This is a genomic window from Streptomyces sp. Xyl84 (assembly GCF_059731885.1).
On record NZ_AP029182.1, the window covers coordinates 5,430,994 to 5,451,425 of the forward strand.

At 72.5% G+C, this 20,432-nt stretch carries 19 protein-coding genes; 13 read left to right on the forward strand and 6 right to left on the reverse strand.

The genetic code is table 11. The annotated features are described in order from the left end of the window. Nucleotides 1-60: 60 nt before the first annotated feature. Nucleotides 61-1,410, reverse strand: coding sequence for a DUF2252 domain-containing protein (locus AC6I72_RS23540; RefSeq protein WP_498003192.1), 1,350 nt, complete (start codon nucleotides 1,408-1,410; stop codon nucleotides 61-63). Nucleotides 1,411-1,658: 248 nt separating this feature from the next. Here AC6I72_RS23540 and dnaE point away from each other — a divergent pair, with 248 nt between their 5' ends. Next, nucleotides 1,659-5,198: a DNA polymerase III subunit alpha gene (gene dnaE / locus AC6I72_RS23545; protein WP_498003193.1), complete on the forward strand. Its 3,540-nt coding sequence runs from the start codon at nucleotides 1,659-1,661 to the stop codon at nucleotides 5,196-5,198. A gap of 212 nt (nucleotides 5,199-5,410) precedes the next feature. Here the strand turns inward: dnaE and AC6I72_RS23550 are convergent, their stop codons facing one another. Beyond that, the gene (locus AC6I72_RS23550; RefSeq protein ID WP_498003194.1) at nucleotides 5,411-5,584 is read right to left on the reverse strand and encodes a hypothetical protein; all 174 of its coding nucleotides are present in this window, start codon (nucleotides 5,582-5,584) and stop codon (nucleotides 5,411-5,413) included. 236 nt (nucleotides 5,585-5,820) lie between these two features. Here AC6I72_RS23550 and AC6I72_RS23555 point away from each other — a divergent pair, with 236 nt between their 5' ends. From AC6I72_RS23555 to AC6I72_RS23570, 4 genes are all read left to right on the forward strand, one after another. Beyond that, a complete protein-coding gene (locus AC6I72_RS23555; RefSeq protein ID WP_498003195.1) occupies nucleotides 5,821-7,047 on the forward strand; it encodes an NYN domain-containing protein in 1,227 nt (408 codons plus the stop codon). Nucleotides 7,048-7,175: 128 nt separating this feature from the next. After that, a complete protein-coding gene (locus AC6I72_RS23560) occupies nucleotides 7,176-8,150 on the forward strand; it encodes an ABC transporter ATP-binding protein (RefSeq protein WP_037863682.1) in 975 nt (324 codons plus the stop codon). A gap of 65 nt (nucleotides 8,151-8,215) precedes the next feature. Further along, nucleotides 8,216-9,043, forward strand: a complete 828-nt coding sequence (locus tag AC6I72_RS23565) for an ABC transporter permease (RefSeq protein WP_498003196.1) — start codon at nucleotides 8,216-8,218, stop codon at nucleotides 9,041-9,043. A gap of 34 nt (nucleotides 9,044-9,077) precedes the next feature. Next, nucleotides 9,078-9,845 (forward strand): hypothetical protein, encoded by a 768-nt coding sequence (locus AC6I72_RS23570; protein ID WP_498003197.1) that lies wholly within the window; start codon nucleotides 9,078-9,080, stop codon nucleotides 9,843-9,845. 184 nt (nucleotides 9,846-10,029) lie between these two features. Here the strand turns inward: AC6I72_RS23570 and ybaK are convergent, their stop codons facing one another. The 4 genes from ybaK to AC6I72_RS23590 all read right to left on the reverse strand — a co-directional run bounded on the left by ybaK (nucleotide 10,030) and on the right by AC6I72_RS23590 (nucleotide 14,347). Beyond that, nucleotides 10,030-10,533: a Cys-tRNA(Pro) deacylase gene (gene ybaK, locus AC6I72_RS23575; protein WP_498003198.1), complete on the reverse strand. Its 504-nt coding sequence runs from the start codon at nucleotides 10,531-10,533 to the stop codon at nucleotides 10,030-10,032. A gap of 61 nt (nucleotides 10,534-10,594) precedes the next feature. Next, nucleotides 10,595-11,332: an LON peptidase substrate-binding domain-containing protein gene (locus tag AC6I72_RS23580; protein WP_498003199.1), complete on the reverse strand. Its 738-nt coding sequence runs from the start codon at nucleotides 11,330-11,332 to the stop codon at nucleotides 10,595-10,597. Nucleotides 11,333-11,343: 11 nt separating this feature from the next. Next, the gene (locus AC6I72_RS23585; RefSeq protein ID WP_498003200.1) at nucleotides 11,344-12,474 is read right to left on the reverse strand and encodes a hypothetical protein; all 1,131 of its coding nucleotides are present in this window, start codon (nucleotides 12,472-12,474) and stop codon (nucleotides 11,344-11,346) included. A gap of 295 nt (nucleotides 12,475-12,769) precedes the next feature. Next, nucleotides 12,770-14,347 (reverse strand): oxidoreductase, encoded by a 1,578-nt coding sequence (locus AC6I72_RS23590; RefSeq protein ID WP_498003201.1) that lies wholly within the window; start codon nucleotides 14,345-14,347, stop codon nucleotides 12,770-12,772. Nucleotides 14,348-14,550: 203 nt separating this feature from the next. On the opposite strand from AC6I72_RS23590, the gene hisD reads away from it, so the two are divergent. Genes hisD through hisF form a run of 8 tightly spaced genes read left to right on the forward strand, consistent with a single transcriptional unit; the run spans nucleotide 14,551 to nucleotide 20,285 of the window. Then, nucleotides 14,551-15,876, forward strand: coding sequence for a histidinol dehydrogenase (hisD, locus tag AC6I72_RS23595; RefSeq protein ID WP_498003202.1), 1,326 nt, complete (start codon nucleotides 14,551-14,553; stop codon nucleotides 15,874-15,876). Next, nucleotides 15,873-16,991, forward strand: coding sequence for a histidinol-phosphate transaminase (locus AC6I72_RS23600; protein ID WP_498003203.1), 1,119 nt, complete (start codon nucleotides 15,873-15,875; stop codon nucleotides 16,989-16,991). The genes hisD and AC6I72_RS23600 overlap by 4 nt, the downstream gene beginning before the upstream one ends. After that, nucleotides 16,988-17,581 (forward strand): imidazoleglycerol-phosphate dehydratase HisB, encoded by a 594-nt coding sequence (hisB, locus tag AC6I72_RS23605; protein ID WP_037863635.1) that lies wholly within the window; start codon nucleotides 16,988-16,990, stop codon nucleotides 17,579-17,581. Before AC6I72_RS23600 ends, hisB begins: the two co-directional genes overlap by 4 nt. Before the next feature lie 5 nt (nucleotides 17,582-17,586). Continuing rightward, nucleotides 17,587-17,751: a CG2302 family histidine operon protein gene (locus tag AC6I72_RS23610; RefSeq protein WP_037863634.1), complete on the forward strand. Its 165-nt coding sequence runs from the start codon at nucleotides 17,587-17,589 to the stop codon at nucleotides 17,749-17,751. Further along, entirely contained in the window at nucleotides 17,748-18,395 is a 648-nt protein-coding gene (gene hisH, locus AC6I72_RS23615) for an imidazole glycerol phosphate synthase subunit HisH (RefSeq protein WP_498003204.1), read from the forward strand. Before AC6I72_RS23610 ends, hisH begins: the two co-directional genes overlap by 4 nt. After that, nucleotides 18,395-19,123: a bifunctional 1-(5-phosphoribosyl)-5-((5-phosphoribosylamino)methylideneamino)imidazole-4-carboxamide isomerase/phosphoribosylanthranilate isomerase PriA gene (priA, locus tag AC6I72_RS23620; RefSeq protein WP_498003205.1), complete on the forward strand. Its 729-nt coding sequence runs from the start codon at nucleotides 18,395-18,397 to the stop codon at nucleotides 19,121-19,123. The genes hisH and priA overlap by 1 nt, the downstream gene beginning before the upstream one ends. After that, the gene (locus tag AC6I72_RS23625; RefSeq protein ID WP_498003206.1) at nucleotides 19,120-19,533 is read left to right on the forward strand and encodes a RidA family protein; all 414 of its coding nucleotides are present in this window, start codon (nucleotides 19,120-19,122) and stop codon (nucleotides 19,531-19,533) included. Before priA ends, AC6I72_RS23625 begins: the two co-directional genes overlap by 4 nt. Further along, nucleotides 19,530-20,285, forward strand: a complete 756-nt coding sequence (gene hisF / locus AC6I72_RS23630) for an imidazole glycerol phosphate synthase subunit HisF (protein ID WP_498003207.1) — start codon at nucleotides 19,530-19,532, stop codon at nucleotides 20,283-20,285. The genes AC6I72_RS23625 and hisF overlap by 4 nt, the downstream gene beginning before the upstream one ends. The last annotated feature ends 147 nt before the right edge of the window (nucleotides 20,286-20,432 follow it).

Genomic DNA, 20,432 nt, shown 5'->3' on the forward strand with positions numbered 1-20,432 from the left:
AGAGTCTGGCACGTCTGCCGGTAAGGGGCTCCTAAAGGGTCCCTGTGAGCGGCCGCCCCGTCACAGACCTGGGATCCGGCCGTTGCGGAACAGGTCGACGAAGATCTGGTGGTCCCCGCGCGCGCGGGCCCCGTAGGCGTGCGCGAAGTCGACGAGGAGCGGGGCGAAGCCCTCCTCGTCGGCGGCGATCGCCGCGTCGATGGCCCGCTCGGTGGAGAACGGCACCAGGGACTCGCCGGACTGGTCGTCGGCCGCCGCGTGCATGGTCGCCGTGGCCCGGCCGAGGTCGGCGACGACCTGCGCGATCTCCTCCGGGTCGTCGATGTCGTCCCAGTCCAGGTCGACGGCGTACGGCGAGACCTCCGCCACCAGCTGGCCCGCGCCGTCCAGCTCGGTCCAGCCCAGCCACGGGTCGGCGTGCGCCTGCAGGGCGCGCTGCGAGATCACCGTGCGGTGGCCCTCGTGCTGGAAGTAGTCGCGGATCGCCCGGTCCGTGACGTGCCGCGAGACGGCCGGGGTCTGGGCCTGCTTGATGTAGATCACGACGTCGTTCTCCAGGGCGTCGCTGTTGCCCTCCAGCAGGATGTTGTAGGAGGGCAGCCCGGCCGAGCCGATCCCGATGCCCCGGCGGCCCACGACGTCCTTCACCCGGTAGGAGTCCGGGCGGGCCAGCGACGACTCCGGGAGCGTCTCCAGGTAGCCGTCGAAGGCGGCGAGCACCTTGTAGCGGGTGGCGGCGTCCAGCTCGATGGAGCCGCCGCCGGGCGCGAAGCGGCGCTCGAAGTCGCGGATCTCGGTCATCGACTCCAGCAGGGAGAACCGGGTCAGCGAGCGGGCGTCGCGCAGCGCGTCCAGCAGCGGGCCCTCGGCGGTGTCCAGGGTGAAAGGCGGCACCTCGTCGCTCTTGGCGCCGGTGGCCAGGGCGTGGATCCGCTCGCGGTAGGCGCTCGCGTAGACCGTCACCAGTTCCGTGATCTGCGCGTCGCTGAGCGCCTTGGCGTACCCCACCAGGGCGATGGAGGCGGCGAAGCGCTTGACGTCCCAGGTGAAGGGGCCGACGTAGGCCTCGTCGAAGTCGTTGACGTTGAAGACCAGACGGCCGTTCGAATCCATGTAGGTGCCGAAGTTCTCCGCGTGCAGGTCGCCGTGGATCCACACGCGCGAGGTGCGCTCGTCCAGGTAGGGGCCGCCGGCCGTCCGCGCGCCGTCCGGCCCCGCCTTCCCCCGGGCCAGGTCGTGGTAGAAGAGGCACGCCGTGCCCCGGTAGAACGCGAAGGCGGAGGACGCCATCTTCCGGAACTTCACGCGGAACGCGGCCGGGTCGGCGGCCAGCAGCTCGCCGAAGGCGGTGTCGAAGACGGAGAGGATCTCCTCGCCGCGCTGCTCGTCACTGAGCTGGGGGACCGACATCGCGGGGTGCCTCCTGGTACGGGGTGGTGCGTGAATGAGGGGACGGATCTCCCCTTCCACCAACGTCCGACGCCACGGCCGAGTGCCCGGTTCTCGTGTCCGGCGTCACGGACCCCCGGCAGTGTCACGGATCCCGGTGAAGGTACACCCGGCGGGCCGCCGGGTGTCGGTGCCGGGGCATAGACTTCGACGCTGACCCCCAGACCGTCCGCAGCCCGTCGCCGATCCGTTCCCCAGGAGGCCGCACCGTGTCGAAGCCGCCGTTCACGCACCTGCACGTCCACACCCAGTACTCGATGCTGGACGGTGCCGCGCGGCTGAAGGACATGTTCGACGCGTGCAACGAGATGGGCATGACGCACATCGCCATGTCCGACCACGGCAACCTGCACGGCGCGTACGACTTCTTCCACTCCGCGAAGAAGGCCGGGGTCACCCCGATCATCGGCATCGAGGCCTACGTCGCCCCCGAGTCCCGGCGCAACAAGCGCAAGATCCGCTGGGGCCAGCCGCACCAGAAGCGGGACGACGTCTCCGGTTCCGGCGGTTACACCCACAAGACGATGTGGGCGGTGGACCGGGAGGGCCTGCACAACCTCTTCCGCCTCTCCTCCGACGCCTATGCCGAGGGCTGGCTGCAGAAGTGGCCCCGCATGGACAAGGAGACCATCGCCCAGTGGTCCAAGGGCATCGTCGCCTCCACCGGCTGCCCCTCGGGCGAGGTGCAGACCCGGCTGCGGCTCGGCCAGTACGACGAGGCGCTGAAGGCCGCCGCCGACTACCAGGACATCTTCGGCAAGGACCGCTACTTCCTGGAGCTGATGGACCACGGCATCGACATCGAGCACCGGGTCCGCGACGGCCTGCTCGAGATCGGCAAGAAGCTCGGCATCCCCCCGCTGGTCACCAACGACTCGCACTACACCTACGCGCACGAGGCCGGCGCCCACGACGCCCTGCTGTGCATCCAGACCGGCAAGAACCTCTCCGACCCCGACCGCTTCAAGTTCGACGGCACCGGCTACTACCTGAAGTCCACGGACGAGATGTACGCCATCGACTCCTCGGACGCCTGGCAGGAGGGCTGCGCCAACACGCTCCTGATCGCCGAGATGGTCGACACCACGGGCATGTTCGAGAAGCGCGACCTCATGCCCAAGTTCGACATCCCCGAGGGCTACACCGAGGTCACCTGGTTCAAGGAGGAGGTCCGGCGCGGCATGGAGCGCCGCTTCCCCGGCGGCATTCCCGAGGACCGCCAGAAGCAGGTCGAGTACGAGATGGACGTCATCATCCAGATGGGGTTCCCGGGCTACTTCCTCGTCGTCGCCGACTTCATCATGTGGGCCAAGAACAACGGCATCGCGGTCGGCCCGGGCCGCGGCTCGGCGGCCGGCTCGATCGTCGCCTACGCCATGGGCATCACCGACCTCGACCCGATCCCGCACGGCCTGATCTTCGAGCGGTTCCTCAACCCCGAGCGCGTCTCCATGCCCGACGTCGACATCGACTTCGACGAGCGCAGGCGCGTCGAGGTGATCAGGTACGTCACGGAGAAGTACGGCGCCGACAAGGTCGCCATGATCGGCACCTACGGCAAGATCAAGGCGAAGAACGCGATCAAGGACTCCGCGCGCGTGCTGGGCTACCCGTACGCGATGGGCGACCGCATCACCAAGGCGATGCCCGCCGACGTCCTCGGCAAGGGCATCGACCTCAACGGCATCACCGACCCCTCGCACCCCCGCTACTCGGAGGCCGGCGAGGTCCGCTCGATGTACGAGAACGAGCCGGACGTGAAGAAGGTCATCGACACCGCCAAGGGCGTCGAGGGCCTGGTGCGGCAGATGGGCGTGCACGCCGCCGGCGTGATCATGTCCAGCGAGACCATCACCGAGCACGTGCCCGTGTGGGTCCGGCACACCGACGGCGTGACCATCACCCAGTGGGACTACCCGAGCTGCGAGTCGCTCGGCCTGCTGAAGATGGACTTCCTCGGCCTGCGCAACCTGACGATCATGGACGACGCCGTCAAGATGGTGAAGTCCAACAAGGGGATCGACATCGATCTCCTGAGCCTCCCGCTGGACGACCCGACCACCTTCGACCTCCTCCAGCGCGGCGACACCCTCGGCGTCTTCCAGTTCGACGGCGGCCCCATGCGCTCCCTGCTGCGCCTGATGAAACCCGACAACTTCGAGGACATCTCCGCCGTCTCCGCGCTGTACCGGCCGGGCCCCATGGGCATGGACTCGCACACCAACTACGCGCTGCGCAAGAACGGCCTCCAGGAGATCACCCCGATCCACAAGGAGCTGGAAGAGCCCCTCAAGGAGGTCCTGGACGTCACCTACGGCCTGATCGTCTACCAGGAGCAGGTGCAGAAGGCCGCCCAGATCATCGCCGGCTACTCGCTCGGCGAGGCCGACATCCTGCGCCGCGTGATGGGCAAGAAGAAGCCCGACGAACTGGCGAAGAACTTCACCATCTTCCAGGCCGGCGCCAAGAAGAACGGCTACAGCGACGAGGCCATCCAGGCCCTGTGGGACGTCCTGGTCCCCTTCGCCGGCTACGCGTTCAACAAGGCGCACTCGGCGGCGTACGGCCTGGTGTCCTACTGGACCGCCTACCTGAAGGCCAACCACCCCGCCGAGTACATGGCGGCGCTGCTGACCTCCGTCAAGGACGACAAGGACAAGTCGGCGGTCTACCTCAACGAGTGCCGCCGCATGGGCATCAAGGTCCTCCCGCCCAACGTCAACGAGTCGGAGGCGAACTTCGCCGCCCAGGGTGACGACGTGATCCTCTTCGGCCTCTCCGCCGTCCGCAACGTCGGCACGAACGTCGTCGAGTCGATCATCAGGAGCCGCAAGGCCAAGGGGAAGTACTCCTCCTTCCCGGACTACCTCGACAAGGTCGAGGCCGTCGTCTGCAACAAGCGCACCACCGAGTCGCTGATCAAGGCGGGCGCCTTCGACACCATGGGGCACACCCGCAAGGGCCTCACCGCGCAGTACGAGCCGATGATCGACAACGTGGTCGCGGTCAAGCGCAAGGAGGCCGAGGGCCAGTTCGACCTCTTCGGCGGGATGGGCGAGGAGACCAGCAGCGAGCCCGGCTTCGGCCTCGACGTGGAGTTCACCACCGAGGAGTGGGACAAGACCTACCTGCTCGCCCAGGAACGCGAGATGCTCGGTCTCTACGTCTCCGACCACCCGCTCTTCGGCCTGGAGCACGTGCTCTCCGACAAGGCCGACGCGGGCATCGCCCAGCTCACCGGCGGCGAGCACGCCGACGGCGCGGTCGTCACCATCGGCGGCATCATCTCCGGCCTCCAGCGCAAGATGACCAAGCAGGGCAACGCCTGGGCGATCGCCACCGTCGAGGACCTGGCCGGCTCCATCGAGTGCATGTTCTTCCCCGCCACCTACCAGCTGGTGTCCACCCAACTCGTCGAGGACGCCGTGGTGTTCGTCAAAGGCCGCCTCGACAAGCGCGAGGACGTGCCGCGCCTGGTCGCCATGGAACTCCAGGTCCCCGACCTGTCGAACGCGGGCACCAACGCGCCCGTGGTCCTCACCATCCCGGCCACCCGCGTCACCCCGCCCATGGTCAGCCGCCTCGGCGAGATCCTCACCCACCACAAGGGCGACAGCGAGGTCCGGATCAAGCTCCAGGGCCCGTCCAGGACGACGGTGCTGCGCCTGGACCGGCACCGGGTCAAGCCCGACCCCGCCCTCTTCGGCGACCTCAAGGTGCTGCTCGGCCCCTCCTGCCTGGCGGGCTGAGCAGCCGCGGCGAGTGAGCCGGAGGGGCGCGCCGGAGGCGGACCACGAGCGAGCGGAGGCCCGAAGGGCCGAGCACGGTCGGGGTCCCGGCGCCGGCTCCGGCGCTCCGGAGGCGAACCGAGCCTCAAAAAAAGAGGGGAGGGGCGTCCCCGTGCGCATCGGGTACGCCCCTCGAAGGTGCCAGGGCCGGCTCGACGGCCCCCGCCGCGGCCTCAGTTGTGGCCGAAGCGCTTCTGCCGGCCCTTGCGGGCCACGTCCGTGGGACTGAGCTGCGGCCCGTGGTGCTCGGGCTGCGGTTCCGACACGGAGTGCTCCGTCTCGCGCGGGCCGTTCGCGGCCACGGACGCCTTCTGCCGGCTGCGGTCCTGCTTGCGGTTCTTGGCCATGGTGATCAGCCTCCTGTGGGGGATCTAGGGGCCAGGGCCGCGACCAGATTCACATACGCCGACAATGAACGCATGTCGGATAATTACCGTATGTAACAAGGGTCATCGGACCACGGACCCCCGAAACGCCACGCCGAAGATCGAGTTCGGGCCGTTAACCCCGGCGCCGTCGGGCAGACTCGAAAGAAGCCCGAAGCACATCCCTGAGCAACCTCCCCGGAAAGAGGGTGGATCGCGTGGACCGCTGCATCGTCCTGGTGGACGCCGGGTACCTGCTGGGGGCCGCCGCGAGCCTCCTCGCCGGCGAGCCGTCACGGTCCCGGATCACCGTCGACCACACCGCGCTCATCCAGGGGCTGCGCGAACAGGCCGAGTCCGAGACCGAGCGGCCGCTGCTGCGCATCTACTGGTTCGACGGCGCCCCCGACCGCGTGCCCCAGCCCGAGCACCGCCGGCTGCGTGTGATGCCCCGGGTCACCGTCCGGCTCGGCGCGCTGACCCGCAGCGACGGACGCTGGGCGCAGAAGGGCGTGGACGCCGCCATGCACGCCGAACTGACCGAACTGGCCCGCAACCGCGCCTGCTCCGACGTCGTCCTCGTCACCGGCGACGGCGATCTGCTGCCCGGCATGATGGCCGCCAAGGAGCACGGCGTCGCCGTCCACCTGTGGGCCGTGCAGGCCGCCGACGGCGACTACAACCAGTCCGAGGACCTGGTCGCCGAGGCCGACGAGCGCCGCGTCCTGGACCGCAACTGGATCACCAAGGCCGTCCGCGCCAAGGACCTCGGCGGCGTCTGCGCCCCGCCGCCCGCGCCCCGCCCCGAGATCGCGGCGATCCTCTCCGCGCCGCTGCCCGAGTCCGGCCTCTCCGCCACCCGGGAGCGCCCCGCCGAGGAGCCGCGGCACACCGTGGCCGCCGGGGCGCGCAGCGGCACCGAGGAGCGGCTGCCGGTCACCGTCAAGGGCGGCGTCCCCACCCCCAAGGACCTCGCCGCCCTGCGTGCCCCCGGCGCCCAGCCGGCCGACCGGCAGCCCGCCACCGCCACCCTGCGCTGGTCCTCGGACAAGGGTTGGGTGGACCGGCCCGGCGTGGCCGCCGAGCCGCCCGACGCCGCCTCCATGCCGACCCTGGCCCAGCTCACCACGGCCGAGCAGCGCTGGGCGGACCGGGAGGAGGACATCACGACCGTCGGCGGTGACCCGTACGAGGTCGGACAGGTGTTCGCCAGGCGCTGGATGGAACGCCTCGGTGACCAGTCCCACCTGCAGAAACTGTCGTCGATGTACCCGCGCGTGCCGCACCGCATCGACGGCGAGCTGCTGCGCTACGCCGCCCGGTTCGGGCTGCTCGCGCACAAGGACGACCAGATCGACGAGCACGACCGGTACGCGATCCGGGCCGGGTTCTGGCGGGAGATCGACGTCCGCACGGCCGCCGGGCACACCCCGGCGGGCGACTGACCCCGGCCCGGGGACACCGGAGGAACGGGGAGAGGTCGCCCCAAGGACGAGTAAAGGCCGCGGACCCCGTACTCTCGTCCCTTGTGAGTAAGCGCGCGGCACCGGGACTTCGGCACACCGACGACGTCGTGTGCGCGGTGCGCGGACTGACCAAGACCTATCCCGCCGCCCGTGGCCGGCGCGGCACCCCCGGCACCCCCGAGGTGCGGGCCACCGACGAGGTGGAGCTGGACGTCGGGCGCGGAGAGATCTTCGGACTGCTCGGACCCAACGGCGCCGGGAAGTCCACCCTGGTGCGGCAGCTCACCGGACTGATGCGGCCCGACCGCGGCACCGTCGAGATCCTCGGCCACGACATCGTGGCCCACCCCGAGCGGGCCGCCCGCCTCCTGGCCTACCTCGGACAGGAGTCCAGCGCCCTGGACGAGCTGACCGTCTCGCTCGCCGCCGAGACCACCGGCCGGCTGCGCGGCCTCGACGTGCGCTCGGCCCGGGCCGAGCGCGACGCCGTCCTCGACGAACTCGGCCTCGCGCCGATCGCCGGACGCCCGCTGAAGAAGCTCTCCGGCGGCCAGCGCCGGCTGGCCTGCTTCGCCGCCGCGCTGGTCGGCGAGCGCCCGCTGCTCGTGCTCGACGAGCCCACCACCGGCATGGACCCCGTGGCGCGGCGCGCGGTGTGGTCGGCCGTGGACCGGCGGCGCGCCGAGCACGGCACCACCGTCCTGCTGGTCACCCACAACGTCATCGAGGCCGAGACCGTCCTCGACCGGGTCGCCGTCCTCGACCGGGGGCGGGTCATCGCCTGCGACACCCCGGCCGGGCTCAAGGAGCGGGTCTCCGGCGAGGTGCGGGTCGAGCTGGTGTGGCGCGAGCGCGCGCCCCTGGACGTCCCGGAGGTGGCCGCGCTCCAGGAGCGGGCCGCCCGGTCCGGGCGGCGCTGGACGCTGCGGCTCGCGCCGGAGGAGGCCCGCGCCGTCGTCGCCACGGTCACCGGCGGAGCCGCCTTCGCCGCCCTGGACGACTTCACCCTCACCACGCCCAGCCTGGAGGACGTGTACCTGGCGCTGGGCGGCGCCGCCCGGCAGGGGCTGGTGAAGGCGTGAGCGGTGCCCGGACTACGTCGTGGACAGGGCCTGGGGCAGGCAGTGGAGCAGAGGAGCAGTTCGACGTGAGTGTCGTACCCGCCGACGTGCTGGCCGGCGCGACGGCCGCGCAGGACACCGGCCCCGCACGGCCGGCGGTCGCCGCACTCGGGCCGCGGGCGCGGCTGTGGCCGTCCCTGGCGGCCGTGTACCGGGCCCAGCTGTCCCGGGCGCGGGTGGCGCGTATCCCGCTGCTGTTCGTGGCGACCTTCCAGTCCGTCGGCATCATGATCATGATGCGGGGCGTGGTCAGCGGCGGCGGCGAGGCCGAGTCCGTGGTGGCCGGCGCGTCGATCGTCGTCGTCGCCTACGTCGCCCTCAACCTGCTCGCGCAGTACTTCGGCCAGCTGCGGTCCAGCGGCGGGCTCGACCACTACGCGACGCTGCCCGTGCCGCCCGCGGCCGTGGTGCTGGGCGCAGCGGCGGCGTACGCCTCCTTCACGGTGCCCGGAACACTCGTGACCGCGGTCTTCGGCTGCGTGCTGTTCGGGCTGCCGCTGGGCAACCTGTGGGTGCTCGTGGCGGTGATCCCGCTCGCGGGCGCGGCCCTCTCCGGACTGGGTGCCGCCTGCGGGCTGCTCGCCCCCCGGCCGGAACTCGCCACGCTGCTGGGCCAGTTGGGCATGTCGGCCGCGCTGCTGCTCGGGGTGCTGCCGCCCGAGCGGATGCCGGAGATCATCCGCCTCGCGCGCGACCTGCTGCCCTCGACCTACGGCGTGGAGGCCTACGCCCGCAGCTTCGCGGGCCGTCCCGACTGGGCGTGGGTGGGGATCGACATGGCGGTCTGCGCCGGGGTCGGGGTGGTCTCGCTGGCCGTGGCCACCTGGGCCTACCGCCGGGCGGCCGTCCGGTGACGCGGCCGGTGGAGTCACCTGGCACGATGACAGGGTGACCGCTCCGTTGACTCCCCCTACGCCGCCGAACCGGCGGCCCGCCCAGCCGTCCGAGCCCGCCCAGCCGTCCGAGCCCGACCAGGCGTCCGGGCCCGACCGGCCCGCCGGGTCCGCGCAGCCCCCGGCGCAGCCGCCCGCCGGAAGCGCGCCGGGACAGCCCTGGCAGGCATCCGCCGGCGGCGGTGGGACGGAGGGTTCGGTGTACGGACAGGACGGCCCCGGGATGAGGACCGAATTCCGGGAGGCCGCCGTGGTCACGGTCGCCGTGGCGCTCGGCGGTGTCCTGCTGGGGCTCCTGTGGCTGTGGCTGGCGCCGCGGGTCCCCCTGGTCGGGAACGTCACCGGGAACAGCTGGGTCGTCTACCTCAAGGACACCGAGGGCGAGCAGGCGATCGGCGTCGACGGAACGTTCACGCTGCTGGCCGTCGGCTTCGGGGTGCTGAGCGCGGCGGTCGTCTTCCTGCTGCGCCGGCGCGGGGGAGTGCCCCTGGTGGTGGCCCTGTGCGTGGGCGCGCTCCTCGGCTCGCTGCTGGCCTGGCGGCTCGGCGTGTGGCTCGGCCCCCAGCAGGACGTCGTCGCGCACGCCAGGTCCGTGGGCGAGGGCAGGACCTTCCCGGCCCCGCTCCGGCTGGGCGCCAAGGGCGCGCTGCTGGCGTGGCCGCTGGCCGCCCTGGTGGTCCACCTGGCGGTGACGGCCCTCTTCGGGCCCCGCGACCCGGACCCGTACACCCAGGAGTCCCACGAGGGCCCCTCGCCGGCGTAACCGAACGGCCGGGGCTCACGGGCCCGGGCCGGCCCCGGGGCGCCGGTCCGCCGAAGCGCGCCGGACGCTCGGCGGCCTGGGCCGGGCGGCCGAGGCTCGGGGCCGGGGGCACGCCGCCCGCCGGGGCACCGGCCCGGCGGGAACGGGAAGCGGGAAGCGGGAGGTGGGAAGCGGCCCCAGGGCGTCAGGCTCGGCCGATGGGGGCCAGTACCGCGCTGGTCAGGCGGGCCAGGTCGGCGGGGGAGAGTTCGACCTCCAGGCCTCTGCGGCCCGCCGAGACGCAGATCGTGGCGTGGTCCGTCGCCGAGGCGTCCAGGACGGTGGGGAGCTTCTTGCGCTGGCCCAGCGGGCTGATGCCGCCGCGGACGTAGCCCGTGGTGCGCTCGGCCAGGGCGGGGTCCGCCATTGCCGCGCGCTTGCCGCCGACCGCCGACGCCAGGGCCTTCAGGTCGAGGGAGCCCGCCACCGGCACGACGGCCACCGTCAGGGCGCCGTCGACGTCCGCGACCAGCGTCTTGAACACCCGTTCCGGCGAGACGCCCATCGCCTCGGCCGCCTCCTCGCCGTAGGAGGGGTGGGCCGGGTCGTGCTCGTAGGAGTGGACGGCGTGGCGCACGCCCGCCGCGGTCAGGGCCACCGTGGCGGGGGTCCCCCCGGACTGCTGCTGCTTCTTCGTCTTCTTCGCCATGCGGCCCCGATCTCTCCCTGCGCTCGTCGTTCGCCTGCTCGCCCGTCCGTCCCGCGCCGCCTCAGTTGAAGCTGGTGGGCCCCCGTGTCAGGTCCGGGGACGGCAACGAGGGCAGGCTGCGGATGATCGCCGTCTCCGAGCGCAGCAGCCGCAGTTCGTCGCGCAGCCGCGAGGAGGTGTCCGGAGCCTGGAGCAGCCGCTGCTTCGTCGGGGTGTCCAGCACCATCGCGGCGGCCACGAGGTACGACACCACGCTCGGCTCGTCCGGCAGTTCCGCGCCGGTCAGCGACCGCTCCCGCGCGCCGGCCAGCCGTTTCTGGTACTGCCGGAAGGACCGCAGCACCCCCTGGGCCAGCGTGCCCGCCTCGTCGCCCGGTTCCTCGGGCAGCTCCTCCAGCTCCGCGGTGAGGAACGGCCCGGAGGCGTCCACCGACAGCAGCCGCACCCGGGTGGTGCCGGTCGCCAGCACCTCGAAGGTCCCGTCCGCCCGCTCCCGTATCGTCGCCGCGTCCGCCACGCAGCCCACCCCGTGGAACGCCCGGCCGGGGTCGGGGCCGAAGCCGGCCGCCGGGCCGAGTTCGGGCAGCGCGGTCGGGTCGGGCAGGCCCGGAGCCGTCGGGGCCACCTCGTGGCCGTCACGGATCGCCACGACGGCGAACCGGCGCGGTTCGTCCTCGGGCGTCTTCAGCAGGGCGCGCAGCATGGCGCGGTAGCGCTCCTCGAACACGTTCAGAGGCAGCACCAGTCCCGGGAAGAGCACCGAGTTCAGGGGGAAGAGCGGGAGCCGGACGGTGGTCACGGCGCAAAAGCCTAATGGCCGCGCGTCCCGGCATGTCGGCCGCGCCCGGTTTCTCCGGAGTCCGGGGTGCCCGGGACGGGGCCGAGCCGTACGGAGCGGACGTCGGCGCGCAGTTCCAGGAACAGCCCGAGCGGGTCGTCGGACACCCGGTCCCAGGGGTAGGAGGTGGCGTACGGGCCGATCAGCCGCAGCTGGGCCAGCGCGTCCCGGTGGCGGCCCAGCCGGACCAGGACGTACGTCAGCAGGTTGCGCAGCTCCGCGTACCGGGGGGTCGCCGCCGGGCACCGGGCGGACAGCGCGATCGCCCGGTCGGCGGCGGCGTCCAGCCGGGCCCGCTCCACCCCGGCCCGCTCCTCCCCGGGCCCGTCCTCGGCCAGGCAGGCGAAGGCGGCCCGCACCGGCAGGCCCTGCACGAGGGCGTCCGAGGGGGCGTCCTGGGCCGCCCGGTCGGCGAAGTCGAAACAGGCGCGCAGCGAGTCGTGCCGGGCGCCCGGGGTGTGCGGGGCGCGAGGGCCGTGCGGGCCGTGCGTGTCCTGCGTCGGGACGCGGCAGGAGTCGGCCAGGTACCGCAGGGCGGCCACGTGGCAGCCGTGGTGGTGCGGGGCGCGGCGCACCGCGGCCTCCCACAGCTCCTCGAAGTAGCGGTGTCCGGCGCGGCTGCCGCGGGCGTGGTCCAGTGCGACGCGCCAGGGCACCGGGTCGCGGTCGTCGGCGCGGGCGGCGGCCGTGATGAGGGGGCTGACCTCGCGCAGCAGTTCGGCCCTGGCCGGGGAGGGCCAGGCGCGGTCCACGGCGAGCTGGGCGGTGAGCAGCAGCGCGTCCGGGTCGCCTGGGGCGGCGGCGCGCCAGGCGTCCAGCCATGCGCCGCGGGAGCGCGCGAACGCGGCCAGGCGGTGCGCGTACCGGTCGCGGTCTTCCCACTCGGCCCGTTCCCGGGTGCCGGCGAGGAGCCGTGCGGCGGCCCCCCAGTCGTCCCGGGCGGCGGCGACCAGGGCCGGGCCCAGCCGGTCGTCGGGCGCGTCGAGGAGCACCTCGTCGTCGGCGGGCAGCCCGGGCAGGGGGCGCGCGGCGGCGCCGGCCGGGGTTCTGGCCATCCGGGTGGGGCGGATGAAGGGGGGCAGCAGAGCCATGGTGCCGACCATTGAAAGTCCGCAGGTCGAAGCGGCGCCAGAGGGCCGGGGCAAGCGGGAGAAAGTTGTACGGCGACCGGTCAAGGTCCAGTAAAAAGGTGACTGTTCAACAATTGTTCGGACGCGGCACGTGCGTCCGGCGTGATCGGCCCGGCACGTGTGTCCGGCGTGATCGGCCCGGCACGTGTGTCCGGCGTGATCGGCCCGCCGCGCGTGATCCGTCCGCCGCGCGGGCCCGGTCGTGCCGCCGTGCGGACTCCGTGGTGCCGGTTCCGCCGCGTCGGCGCGGCCGTGCCGCGGGCCGGGCTCAGCTGCGGCGCAGCATGCGGGTCGCGCCCGCCGCCACGGTGGTGGCCAGGGTCCAGCCCAGCAGCACCATCGCCGCCGCGACCCACTGCCAGGGACCGTCCAGCTGCCACTGGCTGGCCTGCCCGAAGTCGACGACCGGCAGCAGCAGGTCGAGGGCGTACAGGGCGGGGTTCCACTGCTGGTGGGCGCCGGGGCCGGGCTCGGGGCGGCCGGCGTGCGCGAAGGCGAGCGATCCGGCCGCCCACAGCACCGCCATCCACACCGCCGCCCGGCCCGGCCGGTACCCGTAGGCGACGGCCCCGTCCTGCACGTACCCCCACAGCTTGGCCGCGGGCGGCAGGGTCTCGCGGCGGCGGCGGTGCTTGGCGAGCAGCACCTCGCGCGCGTCCTCGTCCTCACCCGCCTCGCGCAGCACCGCCGCCAGCCGCTCGTACGGCTCCGGGTTGAACTCGGCGGTCGCCGCCGCCACCCAGTCCAGGCGCTCGGCCAGCGGGAACGGGCCGCGCGGCACCAGGTTCTCGTAGACGAAGCCGCCCATGTGCAGACAGCCGGGCCCGGGCCAGCCCGCCGCCCGGTCGACGAGGGTGGCGATCCGCGCACCGGAGAGCACCACCTGGCCGCGCGGCGGACGCTCGCCGAGGAAACGCAGCTCCGGCGCCTGCACCCGGCGCAGGGTCAGCGCCTGCTCGTCGGTGAAGGCGAACCGGGCGCCTTCCAGGTCCACCGCCTCCCCGAAGCGCCCGTCGTCCAGCCGCAGCCCGCCCTGGCACTCGAAGGGCTGGATCCGCGTCCCGCGCGCGGGGGTCACCCCGCTCAGCAGCGGCGAGCCCAGGGCGGCCGGGGTCAGATAGAGCGTGCGGCCGACGGTCAGCTGGGGCGCGTTCAGCGCGAAACGCGTGTACGGGCTGGTGACCTGCGCGCCGCGCAGGCTCAGCGAGGCGCCGATCTTGGCGCTGCGCAGGCTGATCTCGCCGTGCGCCCGCAGCAGCTCGGCCTGGAGGTCCTGGCCGACGGTCAGCCCGTCGGCGGCGATCGAGCGCCCCGTGCGGTCGTGGTGCACGTTCGCCTGGTTGAGCAGCAGGTCCGTGCCGATCCGGGCGTCGGTGAGCCGCACCCCCGCCAGGAACCGGCACCGGGGCAGGTGCAGGTCGCCCTCGGTGTGCACCCGGGCGGCCTCCAGGCGCGGCACCGCGCAGTCCACCAGGCGCACGGTCGTGAACCGGGCCTCCGGCAGCAGCACGTCGTTCTCGAAGCGGCAGCCCTTCAGCTCCACGTAGGGGACCACCGTGCCCCCGGCGAGGTCCAGGGTGCCCGTGATCCGCAGCCCGGTCAGCTTCAGGGACGACACCCGCCCGGCGAGCGCGGGCGGCCCGTCCAGCAGCAGCCAGCAGACCACCCGCGCGCGGACGCTCCGCCCCGGCCCCCAGGGGCTCGGCCCGTGCGGATCGTCCACCGCAGCGTCCCCGCTGCGCAGGTCGTACACGCTGCCGTCGCGGAAGGCCTGCCACATCCCGGCCTCGACATCGGTCAGGTCGTCCGGCAGGTCCCCGGCGCGCCTGCCGGTCCCCTCGGTCACGGTTGTTCCCTTCTTTCCCAGCTACCCGCCAGTTCTGTCGTTTTGTACAACCGGTGATGCCCGTTGTGTGACGGTCTGAACGCGGAATGTGAAGCTGATCTTCCGACTTGTGCCGGAAGGCCGGAACCGTGCGCTCCCAGGTTCTGTATCAGCCATTGATACGGGCGGACGGTGCCCGAGCGCGGTCTGAGAGAATTGGAGACGTGATCTCCCGAATCGATCTGCGCGGCGACGCCCTCCCCGAGGGCCCCGCCCTGCGTGACCTGCTGCCCCGAGCCGACTTCGACGTCACGGCCGCCCTGGAGAAGGTGCGTCCGATCTGCGAGGCCGTGCATCATCGTGGCGACGCGGCACTGATCGACTTCGCCGAGAAGTTCGACGGGGTCCGACTGGAATCGGTACGCGTTCCGGCCCAGGCGATCAAGGACGCCCTGGAGCAGCTGGACCCGGCCGTGCGCGCCGCCCTGGAGGAGTCCATCCGCCGGGCCCGCCTCGTCCACCGCGCCCAGCGCCGCACCACGCACACCACCCAGGTCGTCCCCGGCGGCTCGGTCACCGAGAAGTGGGTCCCGGTCGAGCGCGTGGGGCTCTACGCGCCCGGCGGCCGGTCGGTCTACCCGTCCTCCGTGATCATGAACGCCGTACCCGCCCAGGAGGCCGGCGTCGGGTCGATCGCGCTCGCCTCGCCCGCCCAGGCGGACTTCGGTGGCCTGCCGCACCCCACGATCCTCGCCGCCTGCGCCCTGCTCGGCGTCGACGAGGTGTACGCCGCGGGCGGCGCCACCGCCGTCGCGATGTTCGCCTACGGCACCGAGTCCTGCCCGCCCGCGAACATGGTCACCGGCCCCGGCAACATCTGGGTCGCCGCCGCCAAGCGCTACTTCACCGGCCGGATCGGCATCGACGCCGAGGCGGGCCCGACCGAGATCGCCGTCCTCGCCGACGCCACCGCCGACCCGGTGCACGTCGCCTCCGACCTGATCAGCCAGGCCGAGCACGACCCGCTGGCCGCCGCCGTCCTGGTCACCGACTCCGCCGACCTCGCGGACGCCGTGGAGAAGGAACTGGAGCCCCAGGTCGCGGCCACCAAGCACGTCGAGGACCGCATCCGCCCGGCGCTCGCCGGCCGGCAGTCCGCGATCGTCCTGGTCGACGGCCTGGAGGAGGGCCTGAAGGTGGTCGACGCCTACGGCGCCGAGCACCTGGAGATCCAGACGGCCGACGCCGCCGCCGTCGCCGACCGCGTGCGCAACGCCGGCGCGGTCTTCATCGGCCCCTGGGCGCCCGTCTCCCTCGGCGACTACGCGGCCGGCTCCAACCACGTGCTGCCCACCGGCGGCTGCGCCTGCCACTCCTCGGGCCTGTCCGTGCAGTCCTTCCTGCGCGGCATCCACATCGTCGACTACACCCGCGACGCCCTCGCCGAGGTCGCCCACCACGTGGTGACGCTGGCGGAGGCGGAGGACCTGCCCGCGCACGGAGCGGCGGTCAAGGCCAGGTTCGGCTGGAAGGTACCCGAGAGCAAGTGAGCGACGTGAGGATCGACGATCTTCCCGTACGGGACGAGCTGCGCGGCAAGTCCCCCTACGGCGCCCCCCAGCTGGACGTCCCCGTACGGCTGAACACCAACGAGAACCCCTACCCGCTGCCCGAACCGCTCGTCGAGCGGATCGCGGAGCGGGTGCGGGAGGCCGCCCGCCACCTCAACCGCTACCCGGACCGGGACGCGGTCGAGCTGCGCACCGAACTGGCCCGGTACCTGACCCGCACCGGCGGCCACCGGGTGGCCACCGAGAACGTCTGGGCGGCCAACGGCTCCAACGAGGTCATCCAGCAGCTCCTGCAGGCCTTCGGCGGCCCCGGCCGCACCGCGATCGGCTTCGAGCCGTCGTACTCGATGCACGCGCTCATCGCGCGCGGCACCGGGACCGGCTGGATCTCCGGTCCGCGCCGCGAGGACTTCACCGTCGACCCCGCCGCCGCCCGGCGGGCGATCGCCGAGCACCGGCCCGACGTCGTCTTCATCACCACCCCCAACAACCCCACCGGCAACGCGGTCGCCCCCGAGACGGTCGTCGCGCTGTACGACGCCGCGCAGGCGGCGAAGCCGTCCATGGTGGTCGTCGACGAGGCGTACGTGGAGTTCAGCCACGGCAGCTCGCTGCTGCGGCTCCTGGAGGGCCGGCCGCACCTGGTCGTCTCCCGCACCATGTCCAAGGCGTTCGGCGCCGCCGGGCTGCGCCTCGGCTACCTGGCCGCGGACCCGGCCGTCGTCGACGCCCTGCAGCTGGTCCGGCTGCCGTACCACCTCTCGGCGATCACCCAGGTCACGGCGCTGGCCGCGCTGGAGCACACCGACACGCTGCTGAAGTACGTCGAGCAGCTGAAGGGCGAACGCGACCGGCTGGTCGCCGAACTGCGGGCGCTCGGCTACGACGTCACCGAGTCGGACGCCAACTTCGTCCAGTTCGGGCGGTTCGCCGACTCCCACACCGCCTGGCGGAAGATCCTCGACCGGGGCGTCCTGGTCCGGGACAACGGCGTACCGGGACGGCTGCGGGTGACGGCCGGGACCCCGGCGGAGAACGACGCGTTCCTCGATGCGGTACGCGATCTCAAGAAGGAACAGGAGCAGAGCGGATGAACCGCGTCGGGCGCGTGGAGCGCACCACCAAGGAGACCTCCGTCCTGGTCGAGATCGACCTCGACGGCACCGGGAAGACCGACATCGCCACCGGCGTCGGCTTCTACGACCACATGCTCGACCAGCTCGGCCGGCACGGGCTGTTCGACCTGACCGTGAAGACCGACGGCGACCTGCACATCGACTCCCACCACACCATCGAGGACACCGCCCTCGCGCTCGGCGCCGCCTTCAGGCAGGCCCTCGGCGACAAGGTGGGCATCTACCGCTTCGGCAACTGCACGGTTCCGCTGGACGAGTCCCTCGCCCAGGTCACCGTCGACCTCTCCGGCCGCCCCTACCTCGTGCACACCGAGCCCGAGAACATGGCGCCGATGATCGGCGAGTACGACACCACGATGACCCGGCACATCCTGGAGTCCTTCGTGGCCCAGGCCCAGGTCGCCCTGCACGTGCACGTGCCCTACGGGCGCAACGCCCACCACATCGTGGAGTGCCAGTTCAAGGCGCTGGCCCGCGCCCTGCGCTACGCCAGCGAACGCGATCCGCGCGCGGCCGGCATCCTGCCCTCGACGAAGGGCGCTCTGTAACCGCCATGAACAGTTTCTCCACCATCCTGATCGTCCTCGGCCTCTTCCTGGGCGGCGGTGTCTACTCCTTCGTCAAGCAGAAGATGCCCACCAGCCTGATCGTGCTGCTGTCCATCGGCGCCGCGATGTGCATCTTCACCGGCGTCCTGCGGCTGGAGGTGTGGAATTGACCGGTCCCGCCGCCAAGAAGGTCGTCGTCTTCGACTACGGCTTCGGCAACGTCCGCTCCGCCGAGCGGGCGCTCGCCCGCACCGGCGCCGACGTCGAGATCACCCGTGACTTCGACGCGGCGATGAACGCCGACGGCCTGCTCGTGCCCGGCGTCGGCGCCTTCGCCGCCTGCATGCGCGGCCTGAAGGAGGCCCGCGGCGACTGGATCATCGACCGCCGGCTGTCCGGCGGGCGCCCGGTCATGGGCATCTGCGTGGGCATGCAGATCCTCTTCGCCCGCGGTATCGAGCACGGTGTCGAGGCCGAGGGCCTGGACGAGTGGCCGGGCACGGTCGCGCCGCTGGAGGCCGACGTCGTCCCGCACATGGGCTGGAACACCGTCGAGGCACCGGCCGGCTCCGAGCTGTTCGCCGGCCTCGACGCCGGCGCCCGCTTCTACTTCGTGCACTCCTACGCCGTCCAGGACTGGCAGCTGGAGGCGCACAACCCGGCGATGCACGCCCCCAAGGTCACCTGGGCCACCCACGGCAAGCCGTTCGTGGCCGCCGTGGAGAACGGCGCCCTGTGGGCCACCCAGTTCCACCCCGAGAAGTCCGGCGACGCCGGAGCGCAGCTGCTGAACAACTGGATCGGAACCCTGTGATGGCTTCGAAGCTCGAACTCCTGCCCGCCGTCGACGTCCGCGACGGCCAGGCCGTCCGCCTCGTCCACGGCGAGTCCGGGACCGAGACCTCCTACGGCTCTCCGCTGGAGGCCGCCCTCGCCTGGCAGCGCTCCGGCGCCGAGTGGCTGCACCTGGTCGACCTCGACGCCGCCTTCGGCACCGGCGACAACCGCGAGCTGATCGCCGAGGTCGCCCGCGCCATGGACATCAAGGTCGAACTGTCCGGCGGCATCCGCGACGACGACACCCTCGCCGCCGCCCTCGCCACCGGCTGCACCCGCGTCAACCTCGGCACCGCCGCCCTGGAGACCCCCGAGTGGGTCGCCAAGGTCATCGCCGAGCACGGCGACAAGATCGCCGTCGGCCTGGACGTACGCGGCACCACCCTGCGCGGGCGCGGCTGGACCCGCGACGGCGGCGACCTCTACGAGACGCTGGCCCGCCTGGACAAGGAGGGCTGCGCCCGCTACGTCGTCACCGACATCGCCAAGGACGGCACCCTGCAGGGTCCCAACCTGGAGCTGCTGAAGAACGTCTGCGCGGCGACCGACCGCCCGGTGGTCGCCTCCGGCGGCGTCTCCTCGCTCGCCGACCTGCGCGCGCTCGCCTCTCTGGTGCCGCTCGGTGTCGAGGGCGCCATCGTCGGGAAGGCCCTGTACGCGAAGGCGTTCACGCTCGAAGAGGCCCTGGAGGAAGTGTCGTCATGACGTCCGATGCCGTACGGCGCGTGCAGAGCGGAGTTCCCTGGGAAGAGACGTTCGGGTTCGCACGGGCCGTCGCGGCGGGTGACCGCGTCCTGGTGGCGGGCACCACCGCCTTCCGGGGCGACGTGCTCTACGGCGAGGGCGACCCGTACGAACAGGCGAAGGTCGCCTTCACCAGCGCACTCGAGGCGATCGGCGAGTTCGGGCTCGGCCCCGAGTCGGTGGTCCTCACGCGCATGTATCTCAGCCACGCCCGGGACGTGGACGACGTGGGCCGCGCCCACAAGGAGCTGTTCGGCTCGGTGCGGCCGGCGTCGACCCTGCTCGTCGTGGAGGGCTTCGTCGATCCGCGCGTCCTGGTGTCGGTGGAAGTCGAAGCATTCAGAGGAACATCGAAGGAGCCCGATTCATGACCCTGGCGGTCCGAGTGATCCCCTGCCTGGACGTGGACAACGGCCGGGTCGTCAAGGGCGTCAACTTCCAGAACCTGCGCGACGCGGGCGACCCCGTCGAGATGGCCAAGGTGTACGACGCCGAGGGCGCCGACGAGCTGACGTTCCTGGACATCACCGCGTCCTCGGGCGACCGCGAGACGACGTACGACGTGGTGCGCCGCACCGCCGAGCAGGTGTTCATCCCGCTCACGGTCGGCGGCGGCGTGCGCACCGCCGAGGACGTGGACCGGCTGCTGCGGGCGGGCGCCGACAAGGTGGGCGTCAACACGGCCGCCATCGCCCGCCCGGACCTCATCCGGGAGATCGCCGAGCGGTTCGGCCGCCAGGTGCTGGTCCTGTCGGTCGACGCGCGCCGCACCGCGGCCGGGTCCTTCGAGGTGACCACCCACGGCGGGCGCCGCGGCACCGGCATCGACGCGGTGGAGTGGGCACACCGGGCCGCCGAGCTGGGCGCGGGGGAGATCCTGCTGAACTCCATGGACGCCGACGGTACGAAGGACGGCTACGACCTGGAGATGATCGCCGCCGTCCGCAAGCACGTCACCGTTCCGGTGATCGCTTCGGGCGGTGCCGGGCGGCTCGCCCACTTCCCGCCGGCGATCGCGGCGGGTGCGGACGCCGTGCTCGCGGCCTCGGTGTTCCACTTCGGTGATCTGCGCATCGGCCAGGTCAAGGAGACGCTGCGGGGGGCCGGGCACCCGGTGCGGTGACGACGGCCGCCCGACCGGTTCGGCAGGGCCCCGGCCGCCTGCGGGCGGCCGGGGCCTTCTCGTGCGCGCGGACGCGGGGAAGACGGCGCAGGAGCAACTGCACAAGAAGAGTTGCGCAAAAAAAGTTGTGCAATTTTTCTTGCGCGT

Bases quoted from the DNA above. Each gene is read 5' to 3' on its own strand.
- AC6I72_RS23540 (WP_498003192.1), bottom strand. From the start codon at position 1,410: ATGTCGGTCCCCCAGCTCAGTGACGAGCAGCGCGGCGAGGAGATCCTC.
- ybaK (WP_498003198.1), bottom strand. From the start codon at position 10,533: ATGGCGAAGAAGACGAAGAAGCAGCAGCAGTCCGGGGGGACCCCCGCC.
- AC6I72_RS23550 (WP_498003194.1), bottom strand. From the start codon at position 5,584: ATGGCCAAGAACCGCAAGCAGGACCGCAGCCGGCAGAAGGCGTCCGTG.
- AC6I72_RS23585 (WP_498003200.1), bottom strand. From the start codon at position 12,474: ATGGTCGGCACCATGGCTCTGCTGCCCCCCTTCATCCGCCCCACCCGG.
- hisF (WP_498003207.1), top strand. From the start codon at position 19,530: ATGACCCTGGCGGTCCGAGTGATCCCCTGCCTGGACGTGGACAACGGC.
- AC6I72_RS23625 (WP_498003206.1), top strand. From the start codon at position 19,120: ATGACGTCCGATGCCGTACGGCGCGTGCAGAGCGGAGTTCCCTGGGAA.
- priA (WP_498003205.1), top strand. From the start codon at position 18,395: ATGGCTTCGAAGCTCGAACTCCTGCCCGCCGTCGACGTCCGCGACGGC.
- hisB (WP_037863635.1), top strand. From the start codon at position 16,988: ATGAACCGCGTCGGGCGCGTGGAGCGCACCACCAAGGAGACCTCCGTC.
- AC6I72_RS23610 (WP_037863634.1), top strand. From the start codon at position 17,587: ATGAACAGTTTCTCCACCATCCTGATCGTCCTCGGCCTCTTCCTGGGC.